Below are 20,487 nucleotides of genomic sequence, written 5' to 3'. Positions count from 1 at the left end.
CCCACGTCACTCACCGGCGGCCCGGCTTCGGGCGCCGTGCTGTCATCACCTGGAGGCGGTCTTCTTCGCGGTGGTCTTGCGAGCCGTCGTCTTCTTCGCAGCGGCCGTCCTGGTCGCAGCGGCCGTCCTGGTCGTCGCTGCCTTCTTGGTGGCGCCGGCGGAAGCCGCCTTGGTCGCCGTCGCGCGCTTGGCCGGAGTCGCCTTCGTCGTGGCGGCGCGTGAGGCCGTGGCCGCCTTCGACGTCGCCGTCGTCCGCTTGGCGGTCGCTTTGGCCGTGGCTGCCTTCGTCGTCGTCTTCCGAGCCGCCGCACCGGACCCTGCAGCCTTGGTCGCCGTCGCGCGCTTGGCCGGAGCAGCCTTCGTGGCAGCGGCCTTCGACGTCGCGGTCTTGGACGTCGCCGTGGTCCGCTTGGCTGCCGCCTTGGTCGGGGCGGCCTTGGTGGCCGTCCGCTTGGCCGTCGTCTTCTTGGCCGGCGCGGCGGCGGCCGTGGACCCGGCGGAGGCCCGCGATGCGGCCGACTCGGTCTTGGAGAGCTTCTTGGCGCCGGAGACGACCTCCTTGAAGTTCGTGCCCGAACGGAACTTGGGGACGCGGGTCTTCTTGATCTTCACCGTCGCCCCGGTCTTCGGGTTGCGGCCCGTGCGCGCGGCGCGGTCGGCGCGCTCGAAGGTGCCGAAACCGGTGATGCCGACCTTGCCACCCCGCGCGACCTCCCGGATGACGACGTCGAGGAACGCCTCCAGCGCGTCGGATGCGACCTTCTTGCTCCCGAGCTTCGCCTCGAGCGCGTCGATCAGTTCTGCCTTGTTCACGTCTTCCCCTCCAGAGGACTGTCGGTGTCAGGCGACCCGACGATGTGAGTCCGGAACCGGTCCGGCTACCTCCTGACGTTAGGCCGAGTCGGGGAGCACGTCCATCACCCTTCGATGGGTTTTTCGTTGTGTCGCAAGGACTTTGACGGGTTCCGGACGGATGCTCTGGCGGACTCAACGTCCTGCTGTCACGCCTGACTCAGCCGCACAAAAGAACGGATCCCCTTGCAACGCAAGGGAATCCATTCTCTCTTCTGGTTCAGGACACCGTCCCGCCGACGGTTGGTCAGGCGGGGCTGGTCACCGGCTTGTGGCTCGGGCGGCGCGCCTCGAAATCAGCGACAAGATCCTCGTGTCGCAGGGTGAGTCCGATGTCGTCGAGGCCCTCGAGCAGCCGCCAGCGGGTGTAGTCGTCGATCTCGAAGGGGGCCACGATCTCGCCGGCGTGGACCGTCCGGGCGACGAGGTCGACCGTGATCTCGGCACCGGGGTTGTTCTCGAGGTACTTCCAGATCAGCTCGACGTCGTCCTGCGCGACGATCGCGGTGAGCAGCCCCTGCTTGCCGCTGTTGCCGCGGAAGATGTCGGCGAACCGCGAGCTGATGACGACCCGGAAACCCCAGTTCATCAGGGCCCACACGGCGTGCTCTCGGCTCGAGCCCGTGCCGAAGTCGGGGCCGGCGACGAGAACCGAGCCGTCGGCATACACCGGGTTGTTGAGGACGAAGGACTCGTCCTTGCGCCAGGCGGCGAAGAGGCCGTCCTCGAAGCCGGTACGCGTCACGCGCTTGAGGTACTCCGCAGGGATGATCTGGTCGGTGTCGACGTTGCCGCGGCGCAGTGGGACACCGATGCCCGTGTGGGTCTCGAACTTCTCCATGGCTCAGGCCTCTCCGGTCGTCGCGGACGCCAGCTCGCCCGGCGACTGGGGTCGGTCGTCGAGGTCGGCAGGGCTCGACAGCGTGCCGCGGACGGCGGTGGCGGCTGCGACGAGCGGGCTGACGAGGTGGGTGCGGCCGCCCTTGCCCTGGCGGCCCTCGAAGTTGCGGTTGGACGTCGACGCGCTGCGCTCACCGGGGGCGAGGGTGTCGGGGTTCATGCCCAGGCACATCGAACAGCCGGGAAGGCGCCACTCGGCGCCGGCTGCGGCGAAGACCCTGTCGAGACCCTCGGACTCGGCCTGCAGACGCACCTTCGCCGACCCGGGGACGACGAGCATGCGCACGCCGTCCGCGACGCGGTGGCCCTGGACGACTGCGGCGGCGGCGCGCAGGTCCTCGATGCGGCCGTTGGTGCACGAACCGACGAAGACGGTGTCGACCTTGATGTCCCGCAGCGGCGTTCCCGGCTCGAGGCCCATGTAGGCGAGGGCGTTCGCGGCGGCGAGGCGGTCGCTCTCGTCGGCGTACTCCTCGGGATCCGGCACGGCGGCCGACAGCGGCAGCCCTTGTCCGGGATTGGTGCCCCACGTGACGAAGGGAGTGAGCTCGGCTGCGTCGAGGTCGACCTCGGCGTCGAAGACGGCGTCGTCGTCACTGCGAAGCGCGGTCCACTCGGCCACCGCAGCGTCCCAGTCGGCGCCGGTCGGCGCGTGCGGACGCCCCCGGAGGTAGTCGAAGGTCGTCTGGTCGGGCGCGATCATCCCGGCGCGCGCCCCGGCCTCGATGGACATGTTGCAGACGGTCATCCGGGCCTCCATCGACAGCGCCTCGATCGCCTCGCCGCGGTACTCGATGACGTAGCCCTGGCCCCCGCCGGTGCCGATCTTGGCGATCACGGCCAGGACGATGTCCTTGGCCGTGACACCGTCGGGGACGGTGCCCCGCACGTTGACGGCAAGGGTGCGGAAGGGCTTGAGCGGCAGCGTCTGCGTGGCGAGCACGTGCTCCACCTCGGACGTGCCGATGCCGAAGGCGAGCGCCCCGAAGGCGCCGTGGGTGGAGGTGTGGCTGTCCCCGCAGACCACGGTCATGCCCGGCTGCGTCAGGCCGAGCTGCGGACCGACGACATGGACGATGCCCTGGTCGGCGTCGCCCATCGGGTAGAGGCGGACGCCGAACTCATCGCAGTTGCGGCGCAGGGTCTCGACCTGGACCTTCGACACGGGGTCGGTGATGGGACCGGGCGTCGTGGGGACGTTGTGGTCCTCGGTCGCGAGCGTCAGGTCCGGACGCCGGACGGGGCGGCCTGCGAGACGGAGGCCGTCGAACGCCTGGGGACTCGTCACCTCGTGGAGGAGGTGGAGGTCGATGTAGAGGAGATCAGGCTCCCCCTCGGCGCGACGTACGACGTGTGCGTCCCAGACCTTCTCGGCCAGTGTCCCTGCCATGGCTTCCTCTGACTTCCCTCCGCGGCGACGTTCCGGTGCTCGAGCGCGCGCGCCATCGAGGACCCGGTCGCGACATCGCTCTTCGGCAAGACTGAACTCTTTGTGCGTGCCATGGATTGACGTCTCAGTGCCTGAGACGTCAATATCAGTGCATGGACAACTCTTCAGGAGTCGGCGTTCTCGACAAGGCCGCCACCGTGCTCGGCGCCCTCGAGGCCGGCCCGGCCACCCTCGCCCAGCTCGTCGGCGCCACCGGACTCGCCCGACCGACGGCCCACCGTCTGGCCGTCGCCCTCGAGCACCACCGCCTCGTCTCACGCGACATGCAGGGACGCTTCGTGCTCGGCCCGCGCCTCGGCGAGCTCGCCTCCGCTGCCGGCGAGGACCGCCTGCTCGCCGCAGCCGGGCCGGTCCTCGGCGCGCTGCGGGACCACACGAACGAGAGCGCCCAGCTCTTCCGCCGCCAGGGCGACCAGCGCATCTGCGTCGCGGCCGCCGAGCGGCCCGTGGGTCTGCGGGACTCGATCCCCGTCGGCGCGACGCTGTCGATGCTCGCGGGGTCTGCCGCCCAGGTCCTGCTGGCCTGGGAGGAGCCGGACCGCCTGCACCGGGGCCTGCAGGGCGCGGCGTTCACGGCCACGGCACTGTCCGGGGTCCGGCGCCGCGGCTGGGCCCAGAGCGTCGCCGAGCGCGAGGCCGGCGTCGCGTCGGTGTCTGCCCCGGTGCGCGGACCGTCGGGACGGGTCGTCGCCGCCGTGTCCATCTCGGGCCCGATCGAGCGCCTGTCCCGCCAGCCCGGTCGCCTCCACGCCGCCACGGTCGTCGCCGGTGCCAACAAGCTCACGGAGGTGCTGCGCCGCCACCACGCGATGCAGCAGCAGCAACAGCAGCAGCACAACGCCTGAACCCCCGCTTGACCGCCGCCGCACAACGGATCGGTCACGATCTGTATCAGCACCCCCGCCCGGCCAACCATTGACCGGGACGTCGCGTCACTCTCAGTGCAGTGCAACGACGCACGGCACCGTCGCGTTTCAGACAAGGGGTCACGATGCAGGCAGCCAGCTCACCGTTCCGCACCGCCGGGGTGCGCCGGGCGCTCGCCCTGGCCGGCGCCATCGCCATGGTCGTCGCGACGACGGCCTGCACCCCGGACCAGAACGTCGGCGCCCCCGCCACGCACGTCGGCGCGACCAGTCCAGCCGGGGGCACCAGCGCTCCCGCGGTGACGACGAGCGAGACCCCCGCAGAGGTGCCTTCGTCGACACCGCCCACGACACGAGCGGTGACCACGCCGGCCGCGACACCCAGTCCCACCGTCACAACCAGACCCCCGGCTCCGACGAAGCCGGTGGCGCCGGCCGTGATCGTGCTGCGCGCCGGCGACTCCGGCCCGAAGGTGCGTTCCCTGCAGGCACGGCTGCGTCAGATCGGCTGGTTCCAGGGCGACGTCGGCGACCGCTACGGGTCGACGACCACCGCCGCGGTGCACGGCTTCCAGGCCAGGCGCGGCTTCACGGCCACCGGCACCGTCGACGAGCCCACCTGGGACAGGCTCGTCTCCATGACGCGCGTGCCCACGAGCGACGAGCTCGCCAACGTCGTGCCGAAGCCGGCGCAACCCCAGCCCACGACGACCGCCTGGGACCTCGACGAGCGCTGCATGACGGGTCGGGTCATGTGCGTCAGCAAGACGACGAGGATGCTCACCTGGGTCGTCGACGGCGTGCCGCAGTACGGCTTCGACGTCCGCTTCGGCAGCGACGAGCTGCCCACGCGCGAGGGCGTCTTCCCCGTCTACCACAAGCAGGTCGACGTCATCTCGAACCTCTACCACACGCCCATGCCGTACTCCATGTTCTTCTCCGGTGGCCAGGCGGTCCACTACTCCTCGAACTTCGCCCGGCTCGGCTACGCCGGGGCCTCGCACGGCTGCATCAACGTGCGCGACAAGGCCCTGCTGGTCCGGCTCTACGACGAGGTGCGCATCGGCGACAAGGTCGTCGTCCACTGGTGACGGGCTGCTGAGCGCCCGGCCGTAGGCTGGCGGGACCACTCCCCCACGGCCCGAAGGAGTCAGTGTGCTCAAGGTTGGTTGGAAGGCGTCCGCGGAGCAGTTCGGCCCACGCGACCTCGTCACGTATGCCGCGCAGGCCGAGCAGGTCGGGCTCGACTCGGTCTTCATCTCCGACCACTTCCAGCCCTGGCGCCACCAGCAGGGGCACGCGCCGTTCGCCATGAGCTGGCTCGCGGCCGTCGGCGAGCGGACCGAGCGCATCCAGCTCGGCACGTCCGTCATGACGCCGACCTTCCGCTACAACCCGGCCGTCGTGGCACAGGCGTTCGGCACGCTCGGCGCCCTCAACCCCGGCCGCATCGTGCTCGGCATCGGCACCGGCGAGGCGCTCAACGAGGTCGCCGTCGGCGCCGCCGGCTCGCCGTGGCCGGAGTTCAAGGAGCGGTTCGCCCGGCTGCGCGAGGCCGTGACGCTGATGCGGAAGCTGTGGACCGAGGAGCGTGTCGACTTCGAGGGCGACTACTACCGMACGCATGCCGCCACGGTGTACGACCGCCCCGAGCAGCCGATCCCCGTCTACGTCGCCGCGGGCGGCCCCCTCGTCGCGCGGTATGCCGGCCGGTCGGGTGACGGGTTTATCTGCACCTCCGGGAAGGGCCGCGAGCTCTACGAGGACAAGCTGCTGCCCGCCGTCGACGAGGGCCTGGCCAAGTCGGGGCGCACCCGCGACGACCTCGACCGGATGATCGAGATCAAGCTGTCGTACGACCGGGATCCCGAGCAGGCCCTGCACAACGTGCGCTTCTGGGCCCCCCTGTCGCTGACGGCCGAGCAGAAGCACGGCGTCGACGACCCGGTCGAGATGGAGCGACTCGCCGACGAGCTGTCCGACGAGGAGATCGCCAAGCGCTGGATCGTCACGAGCGACCCTGCCTCAGCGGTCGAGGCGGTGCGGCAGTACGTCGACTGGGGTTTCAACCATGTCGTCTTCCACGCGCCGGGCCACGACCAGGCACGGTTCCTCGAGCAGTTCTCCGCCGACGTGCTGCCGGGCCTGCGCGAGCTGACCTGACGCCTCCCGTTGCGGGCAACTGGGGCCGCTGGGGACGCCTGGCCACTAGCATCCAGGGCAGGGGTGTGGTCGACCACCGACGCGTAGGGGCGGGAGGGATGGCGACAGGGGTCATCGGAAAAGCCGCGGACGAGACGACGGTGGCCCGGTTGTCCCGTCTGGTCCGGCAGGTGCCCGTCACCGTCGCCTTGGTGTCGGTCATGGTCGTCCTGGGCGTGGTGACGCAGTCGCTGTGGTCGCCGCTCAAGGACCGCGAGCTGCTCCCCGTCGTCGCCTACGGCCTCCCCGCCCTGCAGGAGGGACGCTGGTGGACGCCGGTGAGCGGGGCGTTCTTCGCGCTCGTGCCGGCGCAGTACCTCCCGATCGCCGGCGGCGCGCTCCTGCTCCTGGGATGGTCCGAGCTGCGCCTCGGCAGCCGCAGGGTCACGATCGCGGCCGTCGCCTGCCACCTCCTCGGAGTGCTCGGCGCCTCGCTGGTCCTGCTCGTCCTGTCGCGCACCGGCTGGAGCTGGGCGGACCGCACGGCCGCCGTCCTCGACGTCGGCTTCAGCGCGGGAGTCCTGGGCGCGGCCGCCGCCGCGAGCGTCACGCTCCGACCACCCTGGCGCGGCCGGGTCCGTGCCGCCCTCGCCCTGTATGCCGTGATCGCGCTGCTCTACGTCGGGCTGCTCTGGGACCTGGAGCACGCGATCGCCGTCATGGGCGGGCTGGCCCTGGGGCCGCTCCTCGTCGGAAGCAAGCCGTCACTCGCCCCTCCCCGTTTCAGCCGGCACGAGTGGCGGGTCGTGTCATCCGCCTTCTACGTGACCAGCGCGGTCATCCAGATCCTGCTCTACTTCACGCCGTCCGACGGCCCGCTCGGGGCGTCGACCGACGACACGGACGCGCTGGGCGTCCTCGTCAGCGCGGCCATCTCGCTCCTGCTCGCCAACGGCCTGCGGCGTGGCTCCCGACGGGTGTGGTTCCTCGCGGGAGGGATCGCCGCGCTCTCCTTCGTGGCCCAGGCCCTGCTCATCRTGGTCGAGGTCGTCGCACCCGAACAGCTCAACGCGGGCGGTGACGCCGTGTCGTCGCTGCCTGAGCTCGTCGTCAGCCTCGGGATCACTGCGGTGCAGCTCGCTGTGCTCGTACTCGGCCGCTCGGCGTTCCAGGCGCGTTCGAGCCGACGCCGCCGCGCCGACCTCGCCACCGGGGCCGGCGACCGTGGGACCGCGATCAGCCTGCTCAAGACGCACGGCGGGTCCACGATGTCGTGGATGGGCACGTGGCCCGACAACCACTGGTTCATCCACCGCGACCGCGAGGGTGCCGCCCTCGGCTATGTCGCCTTCCAGGTGCACCGGGGCACGGCCATCGCTCTCGGCGACCCGATCGGGGCCGACACGGAAACGCGCGCTGCCGTGCTCCAGGCGTTCGTCGACGAACAGGAGACGCACGGCCTCGAGGTGTGCTTCTTCTCGGTCACGCAGGAGGTCGCGGACTGGGGACGTGGGCACGGCCGGCGCGACGTGCTCGTCGCCGAGGAGGCGATCATCGACCTGCCCGGTCTGGAGTTCAAGGGCAAGTCGTGGCAGAGCGTGCGCACCGCCCTCAACCGCGCCACGAAGGACGGGATCGCCTATCGAGAGGGTCACCTCGCGGAGATGCCCCGCGGGCTGCTCTCGCAGGTTCGTGCCATCTCCGAGCTGTGGGTCTCCGACAAGGGCCTGCCGGAGATGGGCTTCACGCTGGGTGGCATCGACGAGGCCCTCGACCCCGACACGATGGTCGGGTTGGCCGTCGACGCCGACGTGACGGTCCACGGCGTCACGTCGTKGCTGCCGGTCTACTCGGCCGGCGGCAAGGTCGCCGGCTGGACCCTGGACGTCATGCGCCGCCTCCCGGACGGGTTCGGGCCCGTCACCGAGTTCCTCATCGCGAGCGCCTGCCTGTCGTTCCGCGAGCAGGGGGCGGCCCTCGTCTCCCTCTCCGGCGCACCGCTGGCCCACTCGGGCGGCGGCACGGCGGAGCGGGCCGCGCTCGAGCGCCTCCTCGACCAGCTCGGCGAGGCCATGGAGCCGCTCTACGGCTTCCGCTCGCTCGACAGCTTCAAGCGGAAGTTCCGCCCGAGGCACGAACCGGTCCACCTCGTCTTCTCCGACGAGGCCGCGCTGCCCCGTGTCGGATTGGCCCTGACGTCCGCCTACCTGCCCGACGCGTCCCTCCGGGACCTGGTCCGGGCCGGACTCCAGTCCCGCAGGGACGAGGATCACGTGACCTTGTAGGGCCGCTTCTCGAGCACGGACGCGAGCGTGGCCGTCTTCTCGGGCGTCCAGTCGGGCGGCGCCCGGCAGGTCGAGCAGGACCTGCCACATCGTCACGAGGGGGAACCACCCCATCCGGGCCGACACGTCAGGACCCCGCTCCGCGTCCTTGAGCCACTCGGCCCAGAACGCCAGGCTCGGCGAGAACAAGACGATGGGGTCACTGGCGTGCTGCTGGTAGACGAGGCGGGTCTGCCCCCAGTCCTGGCTCCCGACCCCGAGGGATCGAGCGAGAGCCCGTAGAGGTAGAGCTTGGGGCGGCTCGACGGGGCAGCGTCGACCAGTGGGCCGCGCCAGGATGGGGCATCCCGGGCATGACAGAAGACCCCGGTCCGTGGGACCGGGGTCKTCTGTCGCTCTCTCGAGCATCACGTAGCCCCGACGGGATTCGAACCCGCGCTACCGCCTTGAGAGGGCGGCGTGCTAGGCCGCTACACAACGGGGCCGTGAGCGGTGCCGAGCGAACTCGGCACGAGAAGAAACCTTACCGTGAAGGGTGGATTTCTCCGAATCGGCTCACGTTGCCGTGAACCAGAGCTGGGGTACCAGGACTCGAACCTAGAATGACGGAACCAGAAACCGTAGTGTTGCCAATTACACCATACCCCAAGGGGTTTCACTTCGAGCCGGCCTCGCGACCGGTACGGGGTGAACCGAATGGGAATACTACCGGTCCGTGCCCGGTGGCCCAAATCGGCGGTCGAGCACCGCAGCGACCTCGTCCAGCCCACGCACCGACGTGACCGGCTCGGGGGTCCCGCGTCCCGTACGGTCGAGCCACACGGCACGCAGTCCCGCCGCCTGTGCGCCGAGGACGTCCCACTCGACGTTGTCACCGATGCAGACCACCCTGCCGGGCTCGGCACCCAGGAGTCGGCACGCCTCGAGGTAGATGCGGGGGTCGGGCTTGCCGAACCCGAGCGTGTCGGTCGTCACGACGACGTCGAACCGCTCGACGAGGTCGAGGGCCTCGAGCTTGACCCGGGTCGGCGCGTGGGCCGAGTTGGTCAGCAGGGCGACCGGCAAGCCCTGCCCCTCGGCTGCGGCCAGCAGGCCGGGCACGTCGGGGAAGAGCCGCTGGGCACCGCGGAAGGCCGGCGCGTAGGCCTCCTCGAAGGCGCGGTGGGCCCCGCTCGGGATCTCGAGTCCGAAGGCCCCGGCGACCTCGGCGAGCCGTCCGGCGCGCATGGCGTCGAAGGCGACGTCCCCGGAGGCGTAGCGCGGGAACCACCGCTCGGGGTCGTCGTAGTAGCGCTGAGCCATGGCTCGGTGCTCCGCCCCTTGGTGCGGCCAGATCGCCGCCGCAGCCTCGGTGCCGGCCACCACCATCGCCTCCTGCGTGTCGACGATCGTGTCGTCGACGTCCAGCAGGAGTGCGTGGGCGCCGTCGAGCGCGGCGAGCAGTGACCCGGTGCTCATCCGATCTCCTCGATGCCGAAGAGGGGAAGGGCCGGCGAGACCCCGGCGATGACGACCTCGCGGGCCTGGCCCGACGCCTCCCAGGTGGCGCGCCCGAGACGCACGTGCTGCAGCGTCTCCCCCGAGTGCTCGAGCACCGAGCGATGCGTGTCGCGGTAGCCGAGGGCCCGCGAGACGCCGAGGGACGACCGGTTCTCGACGACGGCCGAGCTGACCGCCGCGTCGGCCCGCAACCGGCCGAAGGCCAGCGCCAGCACGGCGGCCCGCATCTGCTTGCCGAGGCCTCTCCCCCGTGCCGGGGCGACGAGCCACGACGAGGAGTCGACGGTGCGGTCGGCGCGCCAGTCCGGCCCCTCGAGCCACTGGGCACCCACGACCTCGCCTCCCGAGCGCACGACGAAGGGCAGCGCCCAGTCGTCGGGAGACCACACGCCGAGGGCGCGCCAGTAGGCCTGCGCGATGATCGCGCTGCGATTGGCGCGCCGGTCGAGACCGGCATACCTCGTCGCGTGCGGGTTCAATCCGACGTCGTCGGGCAGGACCGACGAGAGCGTGGGCAGGTCGGCCTCGGTCATGACCTGCAGGTCGAGGTCGGCCGTGCGCAGACGGATGCCGTGCAGCGGCCAGGCCCAGCCCTCCACCCCCGCCTGCCTCAGAGCGAGTCGCGCAGCGACCGCAGTCGGTTCAGGGTCGAGGTCTTGCCGAGGATCTCCATCGACTCGAAGAGCGGCGGCGAGATGCGTGCGCCCGAGACGGCGGTGCGCAGCGGGCCGAAGGCGAAGCGCGGCTTGATGCCGAGCCCGTCGACGATCGCGGCGCGAAGCGCCTCCTCGATGCCGGCCGCGTTCCACGGGCTGCCCGTGCCGAGCACACCGGCGCCGTGGTCGTCGATGTCACCGAGCACCTTCAGGGCCGCGTCGAGCACCGCCGGGGCGTCGTCCTTGAGCTGGCCGCGGGCATCCTCGTCGATGACGAGCTGGTCGTCGGCGACGAAGAAGGGACGGACGAGCGCGGGGGCCTCGGTCAGGTGCGCCATCCGCGTCTGGATGAGCTCGGCGACCGCCTTGAGACGCGCCAGCTCTCCGAGTGACTGCGTCTCGCCGAGGATGCCGTCGGCGATGAGGTAGGGCAGCAGACGGCTCGCGAACTCGCCCACGTCGAGTGATCGGATGTAGACGCCGTTGAGCCAGTCGAGCTTCTTCAGGTCGAAGATCGGGCCGATCGGGTTGACCTTGGCCCAGTCGAACGTGCGGCTGAAGTCCTCGAAGGTGAAGACCTCGACGTCAGCGCCCTCACCGTCCTGCTGCGGCGGATAGGCAAGCAGCGCAAGGAAGTTCACGAGCGCCTCGGGAAGGTAGCCCTGCTCGCGGAACCAGGTCAGACGCGCGGCGGGGTTCTTGCGCTTGGAGATCTTGGACTTGTCGGTGTTGCGCAGCAGCGGCATGTGCGCGAACTTCGGCGCCTCGAGACCGAGCCAGCGGTAGAGCAGGATGTGCTTCGGCGTCGAGCTGATCCACTCCTCGCCGCGCACGACGTGGGTGATGCCCATGAGGTGGTCGTCGACGACGACGGCGAGGTGGTAGGTCGGGAACCCGTCGGCCTTGAGGATCACCTGGTCGTCGGGACGCGGCGCCGAGACCTTGCCGCGGATGACGTCGTCGAAGACGAGCGGCACGTCCTCGGGCACGAGCATGCGCACGACCGGCGTCTCGCTGAAGCCGGGCAGCGCCGCGCGCTCCTCCCGGGTCTTGCCCACGCAGAGGCGGTCGTAGCCCGTGGGCTGCTTCGTCTTCTGCTGGACCTCACGCATCTGGGCGAGGCGCTCGGTGGAGCACCAGCAGTAGTAGGCGTGGCCGTCCTCGATGAGGCGCTCGACGTAGGGCCGGTAGGTCTCGAGGCGCTCGGACTGGCGGTAGGGCGCGAAGGGACCGCCGAGGTCCGGGCCCTCGTCCCAGTGCAGCCCGAGCCAGGCGAGGGTGTCGTAGAGCTGCGCCTCGCTGTCCTCGCGGAAGCGCGCGCGGTCGGTGTCCTCGACGCGCAGGACGAACTGGCCGCCCTGCTGACGGGTGAAGGCGAGGTTGAAGAGCGACATGTAGGCCGTGCCGACGTGCGGGTCACCGGTCGGTGACGGCGCGACACGCGTCCGCACCGGCCCCGAGCCGTCGGAGGTCGAGACGCGCCCGACCTGCTCGGTGCGGACCTCGACCTGCTCGAGGACGTCGGCGTCGCTGGTGGGGGAAGACGGCATACCTGTGCTGGTGCTGTTGTCGCTCATGGTGCGACCCAGCCTAGTGGGCGCCTCGGCGCGGCCGGGACGCGGCGACGTCGCCCGACCAGCGGGTCGGGCGACGTCGTCGATGCACGCGGTGGTGCGGCCCCGTCAGCGCCTGACGAACGTGTTGGTCAGCGAGCCGATGCCGGCGATCTCGACGGTGACCTGCTGGCCGGCCTCGACGAGCCCGACGCCGGCCGGGGTGCCCGTGAGGATGACGTCGCCGGGCAGCAGCGTGAACGCCGCCGAGGCGTACTCGATGATGGTGGCGACGTCGTGGATCATGTCGGCGGTCGTGCCGTCCTGCTTCACGTCCCCGTCGAGCGTCGTGCGGATCGAGAGGTCGGCGGCGTCGAGCTCGGTCTCGACCCAGGGGCCGAGCGGGCAGCTCGTGTCGAAGCCCTTGGCCCGCGCCCACTGGCCGTCGGTGCGCTGCCAGTCGCGGGCCGTGACGTCGTTGGCGATGGTGTAGCCGTAGATGCACTCGGCCGCGTTCTCTGCCCTGACACCCTTGGTGATCGTCTTGATGACGACGGCGAGCTCGCCCTCGTAGGAGATCTCGTCGCTGCCGGCCGGGAGGACGACGGGGTCGAAGGGACCGACGACGGCGGTGTTGGGCTTGAAGAACATCATCGGCTCGGCCGGGGCCTCGCCGCCCATCTCCTTGGCGTGGTCGGCGTAGTTCTTGCCGATCGCGACGATCTTGGAACGCGGGATGACCGGGGCGAGCAGGCGCGCGTCCTCGAGCATCACGGGCGGCTGCCCGCTCGGCTGGAGGCCGATGTAGAGCGGGTCGCCGGCCAGCGGCGTGATCACCTCGCTGCCGTGGTCGCCCTGGACGATGCCGTATGCCGGGTCGTCCCCGGTCGTGTACCTCGCGATGCGCACGCGCCCACCCTACGACGAGCGCGCCCCCGGGTCGGGAGGCGGTTCCCTCAGAAGGTCCGTCGCAGCCGCAGGTCCAGTGGCCGGCCGTCCGGGTCGTAGACGAGGCGGTAGAGCGGACCGGCCCACAAGCGGGTCAGCCGGCTCTGCTCGGGGCTGTCCAGCGGCCGGAGGCCGGAGCCGCCCGGGAGGGCGTGGCGTGGCMCCGGGCGCCCGGTGCCACGCCGCGAGCGCTTCGGCACTGGCGGCATACGCCTCGAAGTGGTCCTCGAGGGCCACGTCGCTCCCGGTGTCGAGGTGCTCCCGTGCGAGCTCGTGCCGCAGGCTGCGGGCGAACTCCGGGTGCACGACCGCGGCGGACACCTCGGAGTCGTGCGTCCATGACCGCCGGTTGAGGTTGTCCGAGCCCACGGTGACCCACTCGTCGTCGACGACGCAGACCTTGGCGTGGACGTAGACGGGTGTCCCGTCCGCGTTCTCGATCCCGTAGACGCCGACCCGGCCGGGCGCGGCGGCGTGCAGCTCGTGGAGCAGTCGGGCGCGGCTCACGAGGTTCGGGGCGTAGCTGACGGTCCCGTCCTGGTCCGGCTGGTGCGGGAGGACCGCGACGAGGCGGAGGTCGGGTGAACGTCGCAGCGCCGCCACGAGGAGTGCGCTCACCTCGGAGGACCAGAGGTACTGGTCCTCCACGTAGATCAGGCGCCGGGCGTTCGCGAACGCCTTGGTGTAGGCACGGGCGACGCTCCTCTCGCCGCGCGGCGCGAAGGGGTAGCCGCCGAGGCGTCGACCGTAGGTGCGCAACAGCTGGACCGGGTGCGGACCCGTCGGCGCCGGGTCCGGCTGCTGCGGCGGCAGTGGGCGACGAGGGGCCTGGTCGCGGCGGATGGCGTCGCCGGCCCAGCGGATGGGCGAGCGACTGAGCGCCTGGGGGTCCTCCCAGCGCTCGCGGAAGACGGTCTCCACGTCCCCCACCACGGGGCCGGTGAGGGCGAGCTGGATGTCGTGCCACGGGGGCCGGGGGCCGTAGGCCTTCGCCATGGTCTGTGGTTGCGGGTCGCCGGCGTGGCTGGAGTCGTCGCGACGGCTGTGGCACAGGTCGATCCCGCCGAGGAACGCGATGTCGAGCTCGGGCCGGCCCGGGTGGCGCAGGACCACGAACTTCTGGTGGTGCGAGCCGCCGAGACGCACCCGCATGTCGAGCAAGCACTCGCCGCCGGCGGCGTTGACGTCCTCGCCGAGGTGACGGTTCTCGCCGGCCGAGAACGCCAGGCGGTCCCAGTGGGATCGCCAGACCAGGCCGCGGACGTCGACCCCCCGACGTGCCGCGTCGGCGAACAGTGTGGCGACCTCGCTGCCGCGTTCGCCCGTCAGTCGCTGGTCGGGGTCGCCGCGCCAGTCGACGAAGAGGAGCAGGTCGCCTTCTCTCATCTGCGAGACGCGCTCGCCGAGCGCCGCGAAGTAGGCCCTCCCGTGCACGAGTGGCGTCACGAGGTTGCCCTCGGTCCAGGACCGTCCGTCGGGGTGGCGTCGGTCGAGCAGGGTCGAGGGGTTGCCCCGCTCGTCGGCGGTGAGGTACCAGTCGGCGGGAAGCACGGGACCGAGCGTATGCCGTGGGGGCGGCCTCGGGGGCCTAGTGCGACCCCCGGGTCGCGCGCCGCACGATTGCCTGCCGACCTCCCGCCTCGCCTACCCTCGTCGGGTGGAGATCCTGGGCGAGCCGGAGTGGCGGGAACGGACGGCGGTGCACGAGGCGCGCGTCGACTCCGCCACCGCGGCTCACCTCGCTCGTCGTCGCGACCACCGCACGCACCCGGTCGAGGACTTCCTTTTCACCTACTACTCGTTCAAGCCGGCTCAGCTGCGTCGCTGGCACCCGGGGGCGGGAACGGGCCTCGCCGGAGCGGCCGGTTCCCCCTACCCCGGGTGGCGCTTCTACGCCGTCGACGGGGATGTCGTCAGCGTCGACGTGGAGGCGTTCACGAGAACGCGCGGCGATACGCTGCGCTTCGTCCGCGAGCTGCTGGTGCGCACGGCCGAGCGGCCGGCACGGTTCGGCTGCTTCGGGCTGCACGAGTGGGCCATGGTCTACCGCCTGGATCCGTCCGACGTGCGTCACGCGGGCTGGCCGCTGCGCCTGGGCGCCGCGGGCACCGACGCGGTGGTCGACAGCCACCAGATCGCCTGCTCGCACTTCGACGCCCACCGCTTCTTCACCCCTGAAGCCGCACCGCTCAACGCGCTGACGCCAACCCGTGAGAGCCAGACGGCGCTCGAGCAGCCGGGCTGCCTCCATGCCGGGATGGACCTCTACAAGTGGGCGCACAAGCTGGTTCCTGCGGTCCCGAGCGACCTCGTCCTGGACTGCTTCGAGCTGGCGCGTGACATCCGGACGCTCGACATGCGTGCTGCGCCCTACGACCTCCGCGAGCTGGGCTACGAGCCGGTGTGCATCGAGACCCCGGAGGGCAAGGCCGCGTATGCCGCCGCCCAGCGCGGCTTCTCCGCCCGCGGGCAGGCGCTGCGCAGCCGTCTCGTCGACGCCATCAACCGCATCACGTCGACACCCCCCTCGCGTCGAGTGCCCACTTCCCGACGCGCCGGACGCGCCGGAACCTGAGCACTCGACACACAACGCCACTCGAGTGCCCACTTCCCAACGGACCGGACGCGACGGAAACTGAGCACTCGACGCAGTCCTCAGGTCGGGGCGTGTATCAAGCGGGACGCTGGACGCTCTGGAGGGTGTCGGCGAAGGTCCAGGCACGCGCGTCGGCAAACCTCCGCCCTCTCAGGGGTGGTGCTGGGCGGGGCCTGAACCGCCCAGCACTTGCGCGTCCGGGACGGTCAGTGCGACCGGGCAAGGCCGCGGACGATGACCGAGAGACCGACCTCGAACGCCTTGGACTCCGTCGTGGCGTCGGGGGCAGGCAGGTCATGATCGACGGTTGCCGCCAGCACTCGATCCTGCTGTCCTGCGACGGATCCGAGGATGTGGTGCACGATGAGCGCCGCCACCTCGTCCCGTTCGGATGCCGGCGCTCCGGCGTCGTGGACGAGTCGGGCGAGGTCTCGGAGCGGGCGCGCAGCACCTGGCTCCACGGCATACGCAAGGCCGACGACATCGGCGCCGTCCGGCACCTGCACGAGGGCGTCACGGACGGCCACGGCCACGCCGACGAGCGCCTCCGCGGGCGGTTGATCGGGTGGCGGGACGGGGATCTCGGCGAGCAGGACGTCGGCCACCTCGACCAGCAGCTCCTGCTTGTTCGCGACGTGCCAGTAGAGGGCGCCGGGCGCGACCCCGAGCTCGCGGGCCAGCCGACGCATCGTCAGGTCTGCGAGACCGTAGCGACGCAGGAGGTCGACGGCAGTCGTGACGACCTGCTCACGACTGAGTGCCATGCGCTCCCCCGACTTCGACGAGGCGGGCCCGGGTGGACCCGCGTTGACAGCCGAGCCTAGCGAGTCGGCATACTGAACACCGTTCAAGTTGAACAGCGTTCAACGCCGCGCGCAAGGAGCCCGCATGACCCGCCGATTCGACGATCTCGCCGATGCCGTCCTCGCCGGGACACCGGCCACCGCCGACGACGCCCTCGACGTCCTGCGCGTCACCGACGATGAGCTGCTCGCCGCCGTCGCCGCTGCAGCCCGCTTGCGCCGCAAGCACTTCGGCAACACCGTCAAGGTCAACTACCTCGTCAACCTCAAGTCGGGGCTGTGCCCCGAGGACTGCCACTACTGCTCGCAGCGACTGGGCTCGCAGGCCGACATCCTCAGGTACACGTGGCTGAAGCCGGACGAAGCCATCGCGCAGGCCGCCGCCGGGCTCCGTGGCGGCGCCACCCGGATCTGCATGGTCTCGAGCGGCCGTGGTCCCACCGACCGGGATGTCGAGCGGGTGGCCGGCATGGTCGGTGCGCTCAAGCAGGAGCACCCCGACGTCGAGGTCTGCGCCTGCCTCGGCCTGCTCAAGGACGGTCAGGCGGAGCGGCTCCGTGACGCCGGAGTCGACGCCTACAACCACAATCTGAACACCGCCGAGTCGCACCACGACGACATCGTCACGACCCACACCTACGTGGACCGGGTCGACACGGTCACCAAGGCCAAGGACGCCGGCCTCTCGCCGTGCTCGGGTCTCATCGCCGGCCTGGGCGAGACCGACGAGCAGCTCGTCGAGGCTCTTCTCGCCCTGCGCGACCTCGGCTCGGACTCGATCCCCGTGAACTTCCTCATGCCCTTCGACGGCACCCCCCTCGAGGGAAAGTGGGAGCTCACCCCCGGGCGCTGCCTGCGCATCCTCACCATGGCGCGAATCATCTGCCCCGACAAAGAGATCCGCATCGCCGGGGGCCGCGAGATGCATCTGCGCTCCCTGCAGGGCCTCGCCCTCCACGTCGCGAACTCGATCTTCCTCGGCGACTACCTCACGTCCGAGGGCCAGGCCGCGGAGGCCGACCTGGAGCTGATCCGGGACAACGGCTTCGTCGTCCTCGGCGCCGACGAGGAGGCCACGCGCCCGACGCCTGACGCCGTCACCACGCACGACCCGGCCAAGCGCCGACGCGGGGCCGGAACGGGTCTCCCCGCCAATGCCTGACCCGTCGGGCTCGCCGCTCGGCGCCCGCGACCGCGGCCTCGTCTGGCACCCGTACGCGCCCCTCGACGGACCCGAGGCGTATGCCGTCGAGGGCGCCTCGGGCGTCCGCCTGAGCCTCACGTCCCCGGAGGGCGAGCGCTTCGAGGCTGTCGATGCGATGGCCTCGTGGTGGTGCGCGGTCCACGGCTACGGCAACCCCGTCCTCGACGCAGCGGCCCACGAGCAGGTCGACCGGTTCAGCCACGTCATGTTCGGCGGCTTGACCCATGAGCCCGCCGTCCGGCTCGCCGAGCGCCTCACGGCGATGTCCCCGGGGCCGATGGCCCACGTCTTCTTCGCCGACTCCGGCTCGGTGTCGGTCGAGGTCGCCCTCAAGCTCTCGCTCCAGTACCAGGCGGCACGCGGACGACCGAAGCGACAGCGATTCCTCACCGTGCGTGGCGGGTACCACGGCGACACGTTCGCCGCGATGAGCGTGTGTGATCCCGTGGACGGGATGCACTCGGCCTTCCCGGGCGTCCTGGCCCGCCAGGTCTTCGCCCCGCGCCCGCCCGCGGCGCGCCAGGTGACCACCCCGGACGGCGACGAGCACTGGGAGACGGACCGTTCGGCCTTCGAGGTCTGGGCCGCCGAGGTACGCGCTCTCGCGGCGACACACGGCGACGAGCTCGCCGCCGTCGTCGTCGAGCCGGTGCTCCAGGGGGCGGGCGGCATGCACGTCTACCACCCCGACTGCCTCCGACTGCTGCGCGACGTGGCCGACGATCACGGGCTGCTCCTCGTCGTCGACGAGATCGCGACGGGTTTCGGCCGCACGGGCCGGATGTTCGCCTCCGAGTGGGCGGACGTCACCCCGGACGTCATGTGCGTAGGTAAGGCCCTGACCGGCGGATACCTGTCTCTCGCAGCGGTACTCATGACACGGGAAGTCGGCGAGGCGATCACGCGATCCGAGTTCCGGGCCCTCCTCCACGGACCCACCTTCATGGCCAACCCGCTCGCCTGTGCGGTCGCGAGCGCCTCCGTCGAGCTCGTCGACAGCACGTGGAAGGAGCACGTCCCCAGGGTCGGCCGCCTGCTCGCCGAACACCTCGCTCCGGCAGCGGCCCTCCCCCAGGTCGTCGACGTGCGCACCCTGGGTGCCGTCGGCGTCGTGCAGCTCGCGTCACCGGTCGACGTCGCCCGGGTCACTCGCGCAGCGCTGCAGCGTGGCGTCTGGGTGCGCCCGTTCCGGAACCTCGTCTACGCGATGCCTCCCTACATCTGCACCGACGAGGACGTGCGGCTCACCGCAGCGGCGATCGTCGGCGCGGTGGCGGAGGTGCACGGATGAGCGACTGGGACACCTGGCTGGCGGAGCGGTCCGACCTCCGGGCCGCTAGAGGCGTGGAACGCTTCGACGCCGTCCTGCGCCTGGGCGGTCGGCGCCACGGACCCCGCGACGCCCTTGACCTCGCCTCGAACGACTACCTTGGCCTCTCACGGGACGAGCGCGTCGTGGGAGCGGCTCACGAGGCCCTCGACCGCTATGGCGCGTCGGCGACCGCCAGCCGTCTGGTGACCGGGACGCTGCCGGTGCACCGGGACCTCGAGGCCGCCCTCTGCCGGCTGGCCGGGCAACCGAGCGCGCTCGCCTTCTCCACCGGGTATGCCGCCAACCTCGGAGTGCTGACCGCATTCAGTGGTCGCGGGGCTGAGATCCTCCTCGACGCCCACGCCCATGCGTCGCTGCACGACGCCGCTCGCATGGCACGCGTGCCGTACGCCACCTTCGCGCACAACGACCCGGTGGCCCTCGACGCCGAGCTGGCCGCCCGCCCCGACCGGAGGGTCGTCGTCGCCGTCGAGTCGATCTACTCGGTCCTGGGCGATGCCGCGCCCCTGCGCGACCTCGTCGAGGTCTGCCACCGCCATGGCGCCCTGCTCGTCGTCGACGAGGCCCACGGCATCGGGGTGGCCGGGCACGGGCGCGGTCTCGTCCACGAGCTCGGCCTCGCCGGCGCCCGCGACCTGGTCGTCACAGCGACGCTGTCGAAGGCCCTCGGCTCACAGGGCGGCGCCGTGCTCGGGTCGACCGCCGTGCGCCATCACCTCGTCAACACCGCGCGGAGCTTCATCTTCGACACGGGGCTCGCGCCGGCCTCGGCCGCTGCCGCGTGCACGGCCGCGGACATCGTGGCGAGCGACGGGACGCTCGCGGCAGCGGTGCGTGCCAACGCGGGCACCATCGCGGCGACCTGCGGGATCGAGCAGGCGGCCGGCGCGGTGCAGTCGCTGCCGATGCCGTCCCCCGACAGTGCGGTCGCGGCGGCGCTCGACCTGCGCGCCCAGGGCGTCCTCGTGGGATGCTTCCGGCCGCCCAGCGTTCCCGACGGCGCATCGCGTCTCCGAGTCACGGCGCGCGCTGACCTCGACGGTGAGGACCTCTTCCGTGCCGCGCGGATCGTCGCTCGCACAGCCGCGCTGCACGGAGCCCCCTCGCGTCCCGACACCGTCGAGGGGCCACGGTCAGGGGACGCTCCCTCCCCCACCCGTGGCCTCCCGTCGGTCGCGGCCGTCGAGGGCCCGCAGGGACTCGTGGTGCGTCCGTCGGCCCTCGGCGCCGCCACACCCCGTGACAACGATGAGTGAGTCGCAGGTGCCCCCGGTGGTCCTGGTCACGGGCACCGACACCGACGTGGGCAAGACGGTCGTGACGGCGGCGGTCGTCGCGACGGCACTGGCCGCGGGGCTGCGCGTGACGGCATACAAACCCACGCAGACCGGGGTGGCAC

Annotated in this window: 18 protein-coding genes, 2 tRNA genes and 1 pseudogene; 9 read left to right on the top strand and 12 right to left on the bottom strand. The window is 71.4% G+C overall.

The genetic code is table 11. From position 1 onward, the window contains the following. Window positions 1-45 precede the first annotated feature (45 nt). From AC1DP0_RS08590 to leuC, 3 genes are all read right to left on the bottom strand, one after another. Complete coding sequence (locus AC1DP0_RS08590; RefSeq protein ID WP_478083676.1) at window positions 46-813, bottom strand: HU family DNA-binding protein; 768 nt, start codon at window positions 811-813, stop codon at window positions 46-48. 286 nt (window positions 814-1,099) lie between these two features. After that, on the bottom strand, window positions 1,100-1,693 hold the full coding sequence (leuD, locus tag AC1DP0_RS08585; protein ID WP_478083673.1) for a 3-isopropylmalate dehydratase small subunit: 594 nt from the start codon (window positions 1,691-1,693) through the stop codon (window positions 1,100-1,102). Window positions 1,694-1,696: 3 nt separating this feature from the next. Next, the gene (gene leuC / locus AC1DP0_RS08580; RefSeq protein WP_478083671.1) at window positions 1,697-3,142 is read right to left on the bottom strand and encodes a 3-isopropylmalate dehydratase large subunit; all 1,446 of its coding nucleotides are present in this window, start codon (window positions 3,140-3,142) and stop codon (window positions 1,697-1,699) included. 152 nt (window positions 3,143-3,294) lie between these two features. Between leuC and AC1DP0_RS08575 the strand changes: the two genes are divergently transcribed. From AC1DP0_RS08575 to AC1DP0_RS08560, 4 genes are all read left to right on the top strand, one after another. Then, entirely contained in the window at window positions 3,295-4,047 is a 753-nt protein-coding gene (locus tag AC1DP0_RS08575) for an IclR family transcriptional regulator (protein ID WP_020142814.1), read from the top strand. 146 nt (window positions 4,048-4,193) lie between these two features. Further along, window positions 4,194-5,159 (top strand): L,D-transpeptidase family protein, encoded by a 966-nt coding sequence (locus tag AC1DP0_RS08570; protein WP_478083669.1) that lies wholly within the window; start codon window positions 4,194-4,196, stop codon window positions 5,157-5,159. 64 nt (window positions 5,160-5,223) lie between these two features. Further along, on the top strand, window positions 5,224-6,231 hold the full coding sequence (gene fgd / locus AC1DP0_RS08565; RefSeq protein ID WP_478083666.1) for a glucose-6-phosphate dehydrogenase (coenzyme-F420): 1,008 nt from the start codon (window positions 5,224-5,226) through the stop codon (window positions 6,229-6,231). Window positions 6,232-6,329: 98 nt separating this feature from the next. Next, window positions 6,330-8,495, top strand: coding sequence for a bifunctional lysylphosphatidylglycerol flippase/synthetase MprF (locus AC1DP0_RS08560; protein ID WP_478083664.1), 2,166 nt, complete (start codon window positions 6,330-6,332; stop codon window positions 8,493-8,495). Window positions 8,496-8,531: 36 nt separating this feature from the next. On the opposite strand, the pseudogene AC1DP0_RS08555 reads toward AC1DP0_RS08560, so the two are convergent. The 8 genes and pseudogenes from AC1DP0_RS08555 to AC1DP0_RS08520 form a co-directional block, all read right to left on the bottom strand. Next, window positions 8,532-8,903 (bottom strand): annotated as a pseudogene (locus AC1DP0_RS08555) (alpha/beta-hydrolase family protein); the annotation flags it as partial. Between the two features lie 4 nt (window positions 8,904-8,907). Next, window positions 8,908-8,980: transfer RNA gene (locus AC1DP0_RS08550), tRNA-Glu, on the bottom strand. Window positions 8,981-9,071: 91 nt separating this feature from the next. Beyond that, window positions 9,072-9,143 (bottom strand) — tRNA-Gln (locus tag AC1DP0_RS08545). A gap of 57 nt (window positions 9,144-9,200) precedes the next feature. Then, complete coding sequence (locus AC1DP0_RS08540; RefSeq protein WP_478083662.1) at window positions 9,201-9,953, bottom strand: HAD family hydrolase; 753 nt, start codon at window positions 9,951-9,953, stop codon at window positions 9,201-9,203. After that, a complete protein-coding gene (locus AC1DP0_RS08535; protein WP_478083660.1) occupies window positions 9,950-10,594 on the bottom strand; it encodes a GNAT family N-acetyltransferase in 645 nt (214 codons plus the stop codon). The genes AC1DP0_RS08540 and AC1DP0_RS08535 overlap by 4 nt, the downstream gene beginning before the upstream one ends. Before the next feature lie 11 nt (window positions 10,595-10,605). Further along, entirely contained in the window at window positions 10,606-12,045 is a 1,440-nt protein-coding gene (gene gltX, locus AC1DP0_RS08530; protein WP_478083683.1) for a glutamate--tRNA ligase, read from the bottom strand. 288 nt (window positions 12,046-12,333) lie between these two features. Next, window positions 12,334-13,113: a fumarylacetoacetate hydrolase family protein gene (locus tag AC1DP0_RS08525; RefSeq protein ID WP_478083658.1), complete on the bottom strand. Its 780-nt coding sequence runs from the start codon at window positions 13,111-13,113 to the stop codon at window positions 12,334-12,336. Window positions 13,114-13,122: 9 nt separating this feature from the next. Beyond that, the gene (locus AC1DP0_RS08520) at window positions 13,123-14,703 is read right to left on the bottom strand and encodes a phospholipase D family protein (protein ID WP_478083656.1); all 1,581 of its coding nucleotides are present in this window, start codon (window positions 14,701-14,703) and stop codon (window positions 13,123-13,125) included. 106 nt (window positions 14,704-14,809) lie between these two features. Here AC1DP0_RS08520 and AC1DP0_RS08515 point away from each other — a divergent pair, with 106 nt between their 5' ends. Continuing rightward, on the top strand, window positions 14,810-15,727 hold the full coding sequence (locus AC1DP0_RS08515) for a 3-methyladenine DNA glycosylase (protein ID WP_478083655.1): 918 nt from the start codon (window positions 14,810-14,812) through the stop codon (window positions 15,725-15,727). Between the two features lie 227 nt (window positions 15,728-15,954). On the opposite strand, the gene AC1DP0_RS08510 is transcribed toward AC1DP0_RS08515, so the two are convergent. Next, window positions 15,955-16,512, bottom strand: a complete 558-nt coding sequence (locus AC1DP0_RS08510) for a TetR family transcriptional regulator (protein WP_478083654.1) — start codon at window positions 16,510-16,512, stop codon at window positions 15,955-15,957. Between the two features lie 124 nt (window positions 16,513-16,636). Here AC1DP0_RS08510 and bioB point away from each other — a divergent pair, with 124 nt between their 5' ends. The 4 genes from bioB to AC1DP0_RS08490 all read left to right on the top strand — a co-directional run. Beyond that, on the top strand, window positions 16,637-17,713 hold the full coding sequence (gene bioB, locus AC1DP0_RS08505; protein WP_478083653.1) for a biotin synthase BioB: 1,077 nt from the start codon (window positions 16,637-16,639) through the stop codon (window positions 17,711-17,713). Further along, window positions 17,706-19,046, top strand: coding sequence for an adenosylmethionine--8-amino-7-oxononanoate transaminase (gene bioA, locus AC1DP0_RS08500; protein WP_478083652.1), 1,341 nt, complete (start codon window positions 17,706-17,708; stop codon window positions 19,044-19,046). Before bioB ends, bioA begins: the two co-directional genes overlap by 8 nt. Continuing rightward, window positions 19,043-20,344, top strand: coding sequence for an 8-amino-7-oxononanoate synthase (locus AC1DP0_RS08495; RefSeq protein ID WP_478083650.1), 1,302 nt, complete (start codon window positions 19,043-19,045; stop codon window positions 20,342-20,344). Before bioA ends, AC1DP0_RS08495 begins: the two co-directional genes overlap by 4 nt. After that, window positions 20,337-20,487 (top strand): AAA family ATPase (locus AC1DP0_RS08490; protein WP_478083679.1); only part of this gene is annotated, 151 nt, incomplete at its 3' end. The genes AC1DP0_RS08495 and AC1DP0_RS08490, both read left to right, overlap by 8 nt.

It is taken from the genome of Terrabacter sp. P5_B1, assembly GCF_056400505.1.
This window is presented reverse-complemented; position numbering and strand designations above follow the sequence as displayed.

Excerpts from the sequence above, each read along its gene's own strand:
- leuD (WP_478083673.1), bottom strand. The coding sequence starts at position 1,693 with ATGGAGAAGTTCGAGACCCACACGGGCATCGGTGTCCCACTGCGCCGC.
- leuC (WP_478083671.1), bottom strand. The coding sequence starts at position 3,142 with ATGGCAGGGACACTGGCCGAGAAGGTCTGGGACGCACACGTCGTACGT.
- AC1DP0_RS08575 (WP_020142814.1), top strand. The coding sequence starts at position 3,295 with ATGGACAACTCTTCAGGAGTCGGCGTTCTCGACAAGGCCGCCACCGTG.
- AC1DP0_RS08570 (WP_478083669.1), top strand. The coding sequence starts at position 4,194 with ATGCAGGCAGCCAGCTCACCGTTCCGCACCGCCGGGGTGCGCCGGGCG.
- AC1DP0_RS08540 (WP_478083662.1), bottom strand. The coding sequence starts at position 9,953 with ATGAGCACCGGGTCACTGCTCGCCGCGCTCGACGGCGCCCACGCACTC.
- gltX (WP_478083683.1), bottom strand. The coding sequence starts at position 12,045 with ATGTCGCTCTTCAACCTCGCCTTCACCCGTCAGCAGGGCGGCCAGTTC.
- AC1DP0_RS08510 (WP_478083654.1), bottom strand. The coding sequence starts at position 16,512 with ATGGCACTCAGTCGTGAGCAGGTCGTCACGACTGCCGTCGACCTCCTG.
- bioB (WP_478083653.1), top strand. The coding sequence starts at position 16,637 with ATGACCCGCCGATTCGACGATCTCGCCGATGCCGTCCTCGCCGGGACA.
- bioA (WP_478083652.1), top strand. The coding sequence starts at position 17,706 with ATGCCTGACCCGTCGGGCTCGCCGCTCGGCGCCCGCGACCGCGGCCTC.
- AC1DP0_RS08495 (WP_478083650.1), top strand. The coding sequence starts at position 19,043 with ATGAGCGACTGGGACACCTGGCTGGCGGAGCGGTCCGACCTCCGGGCC.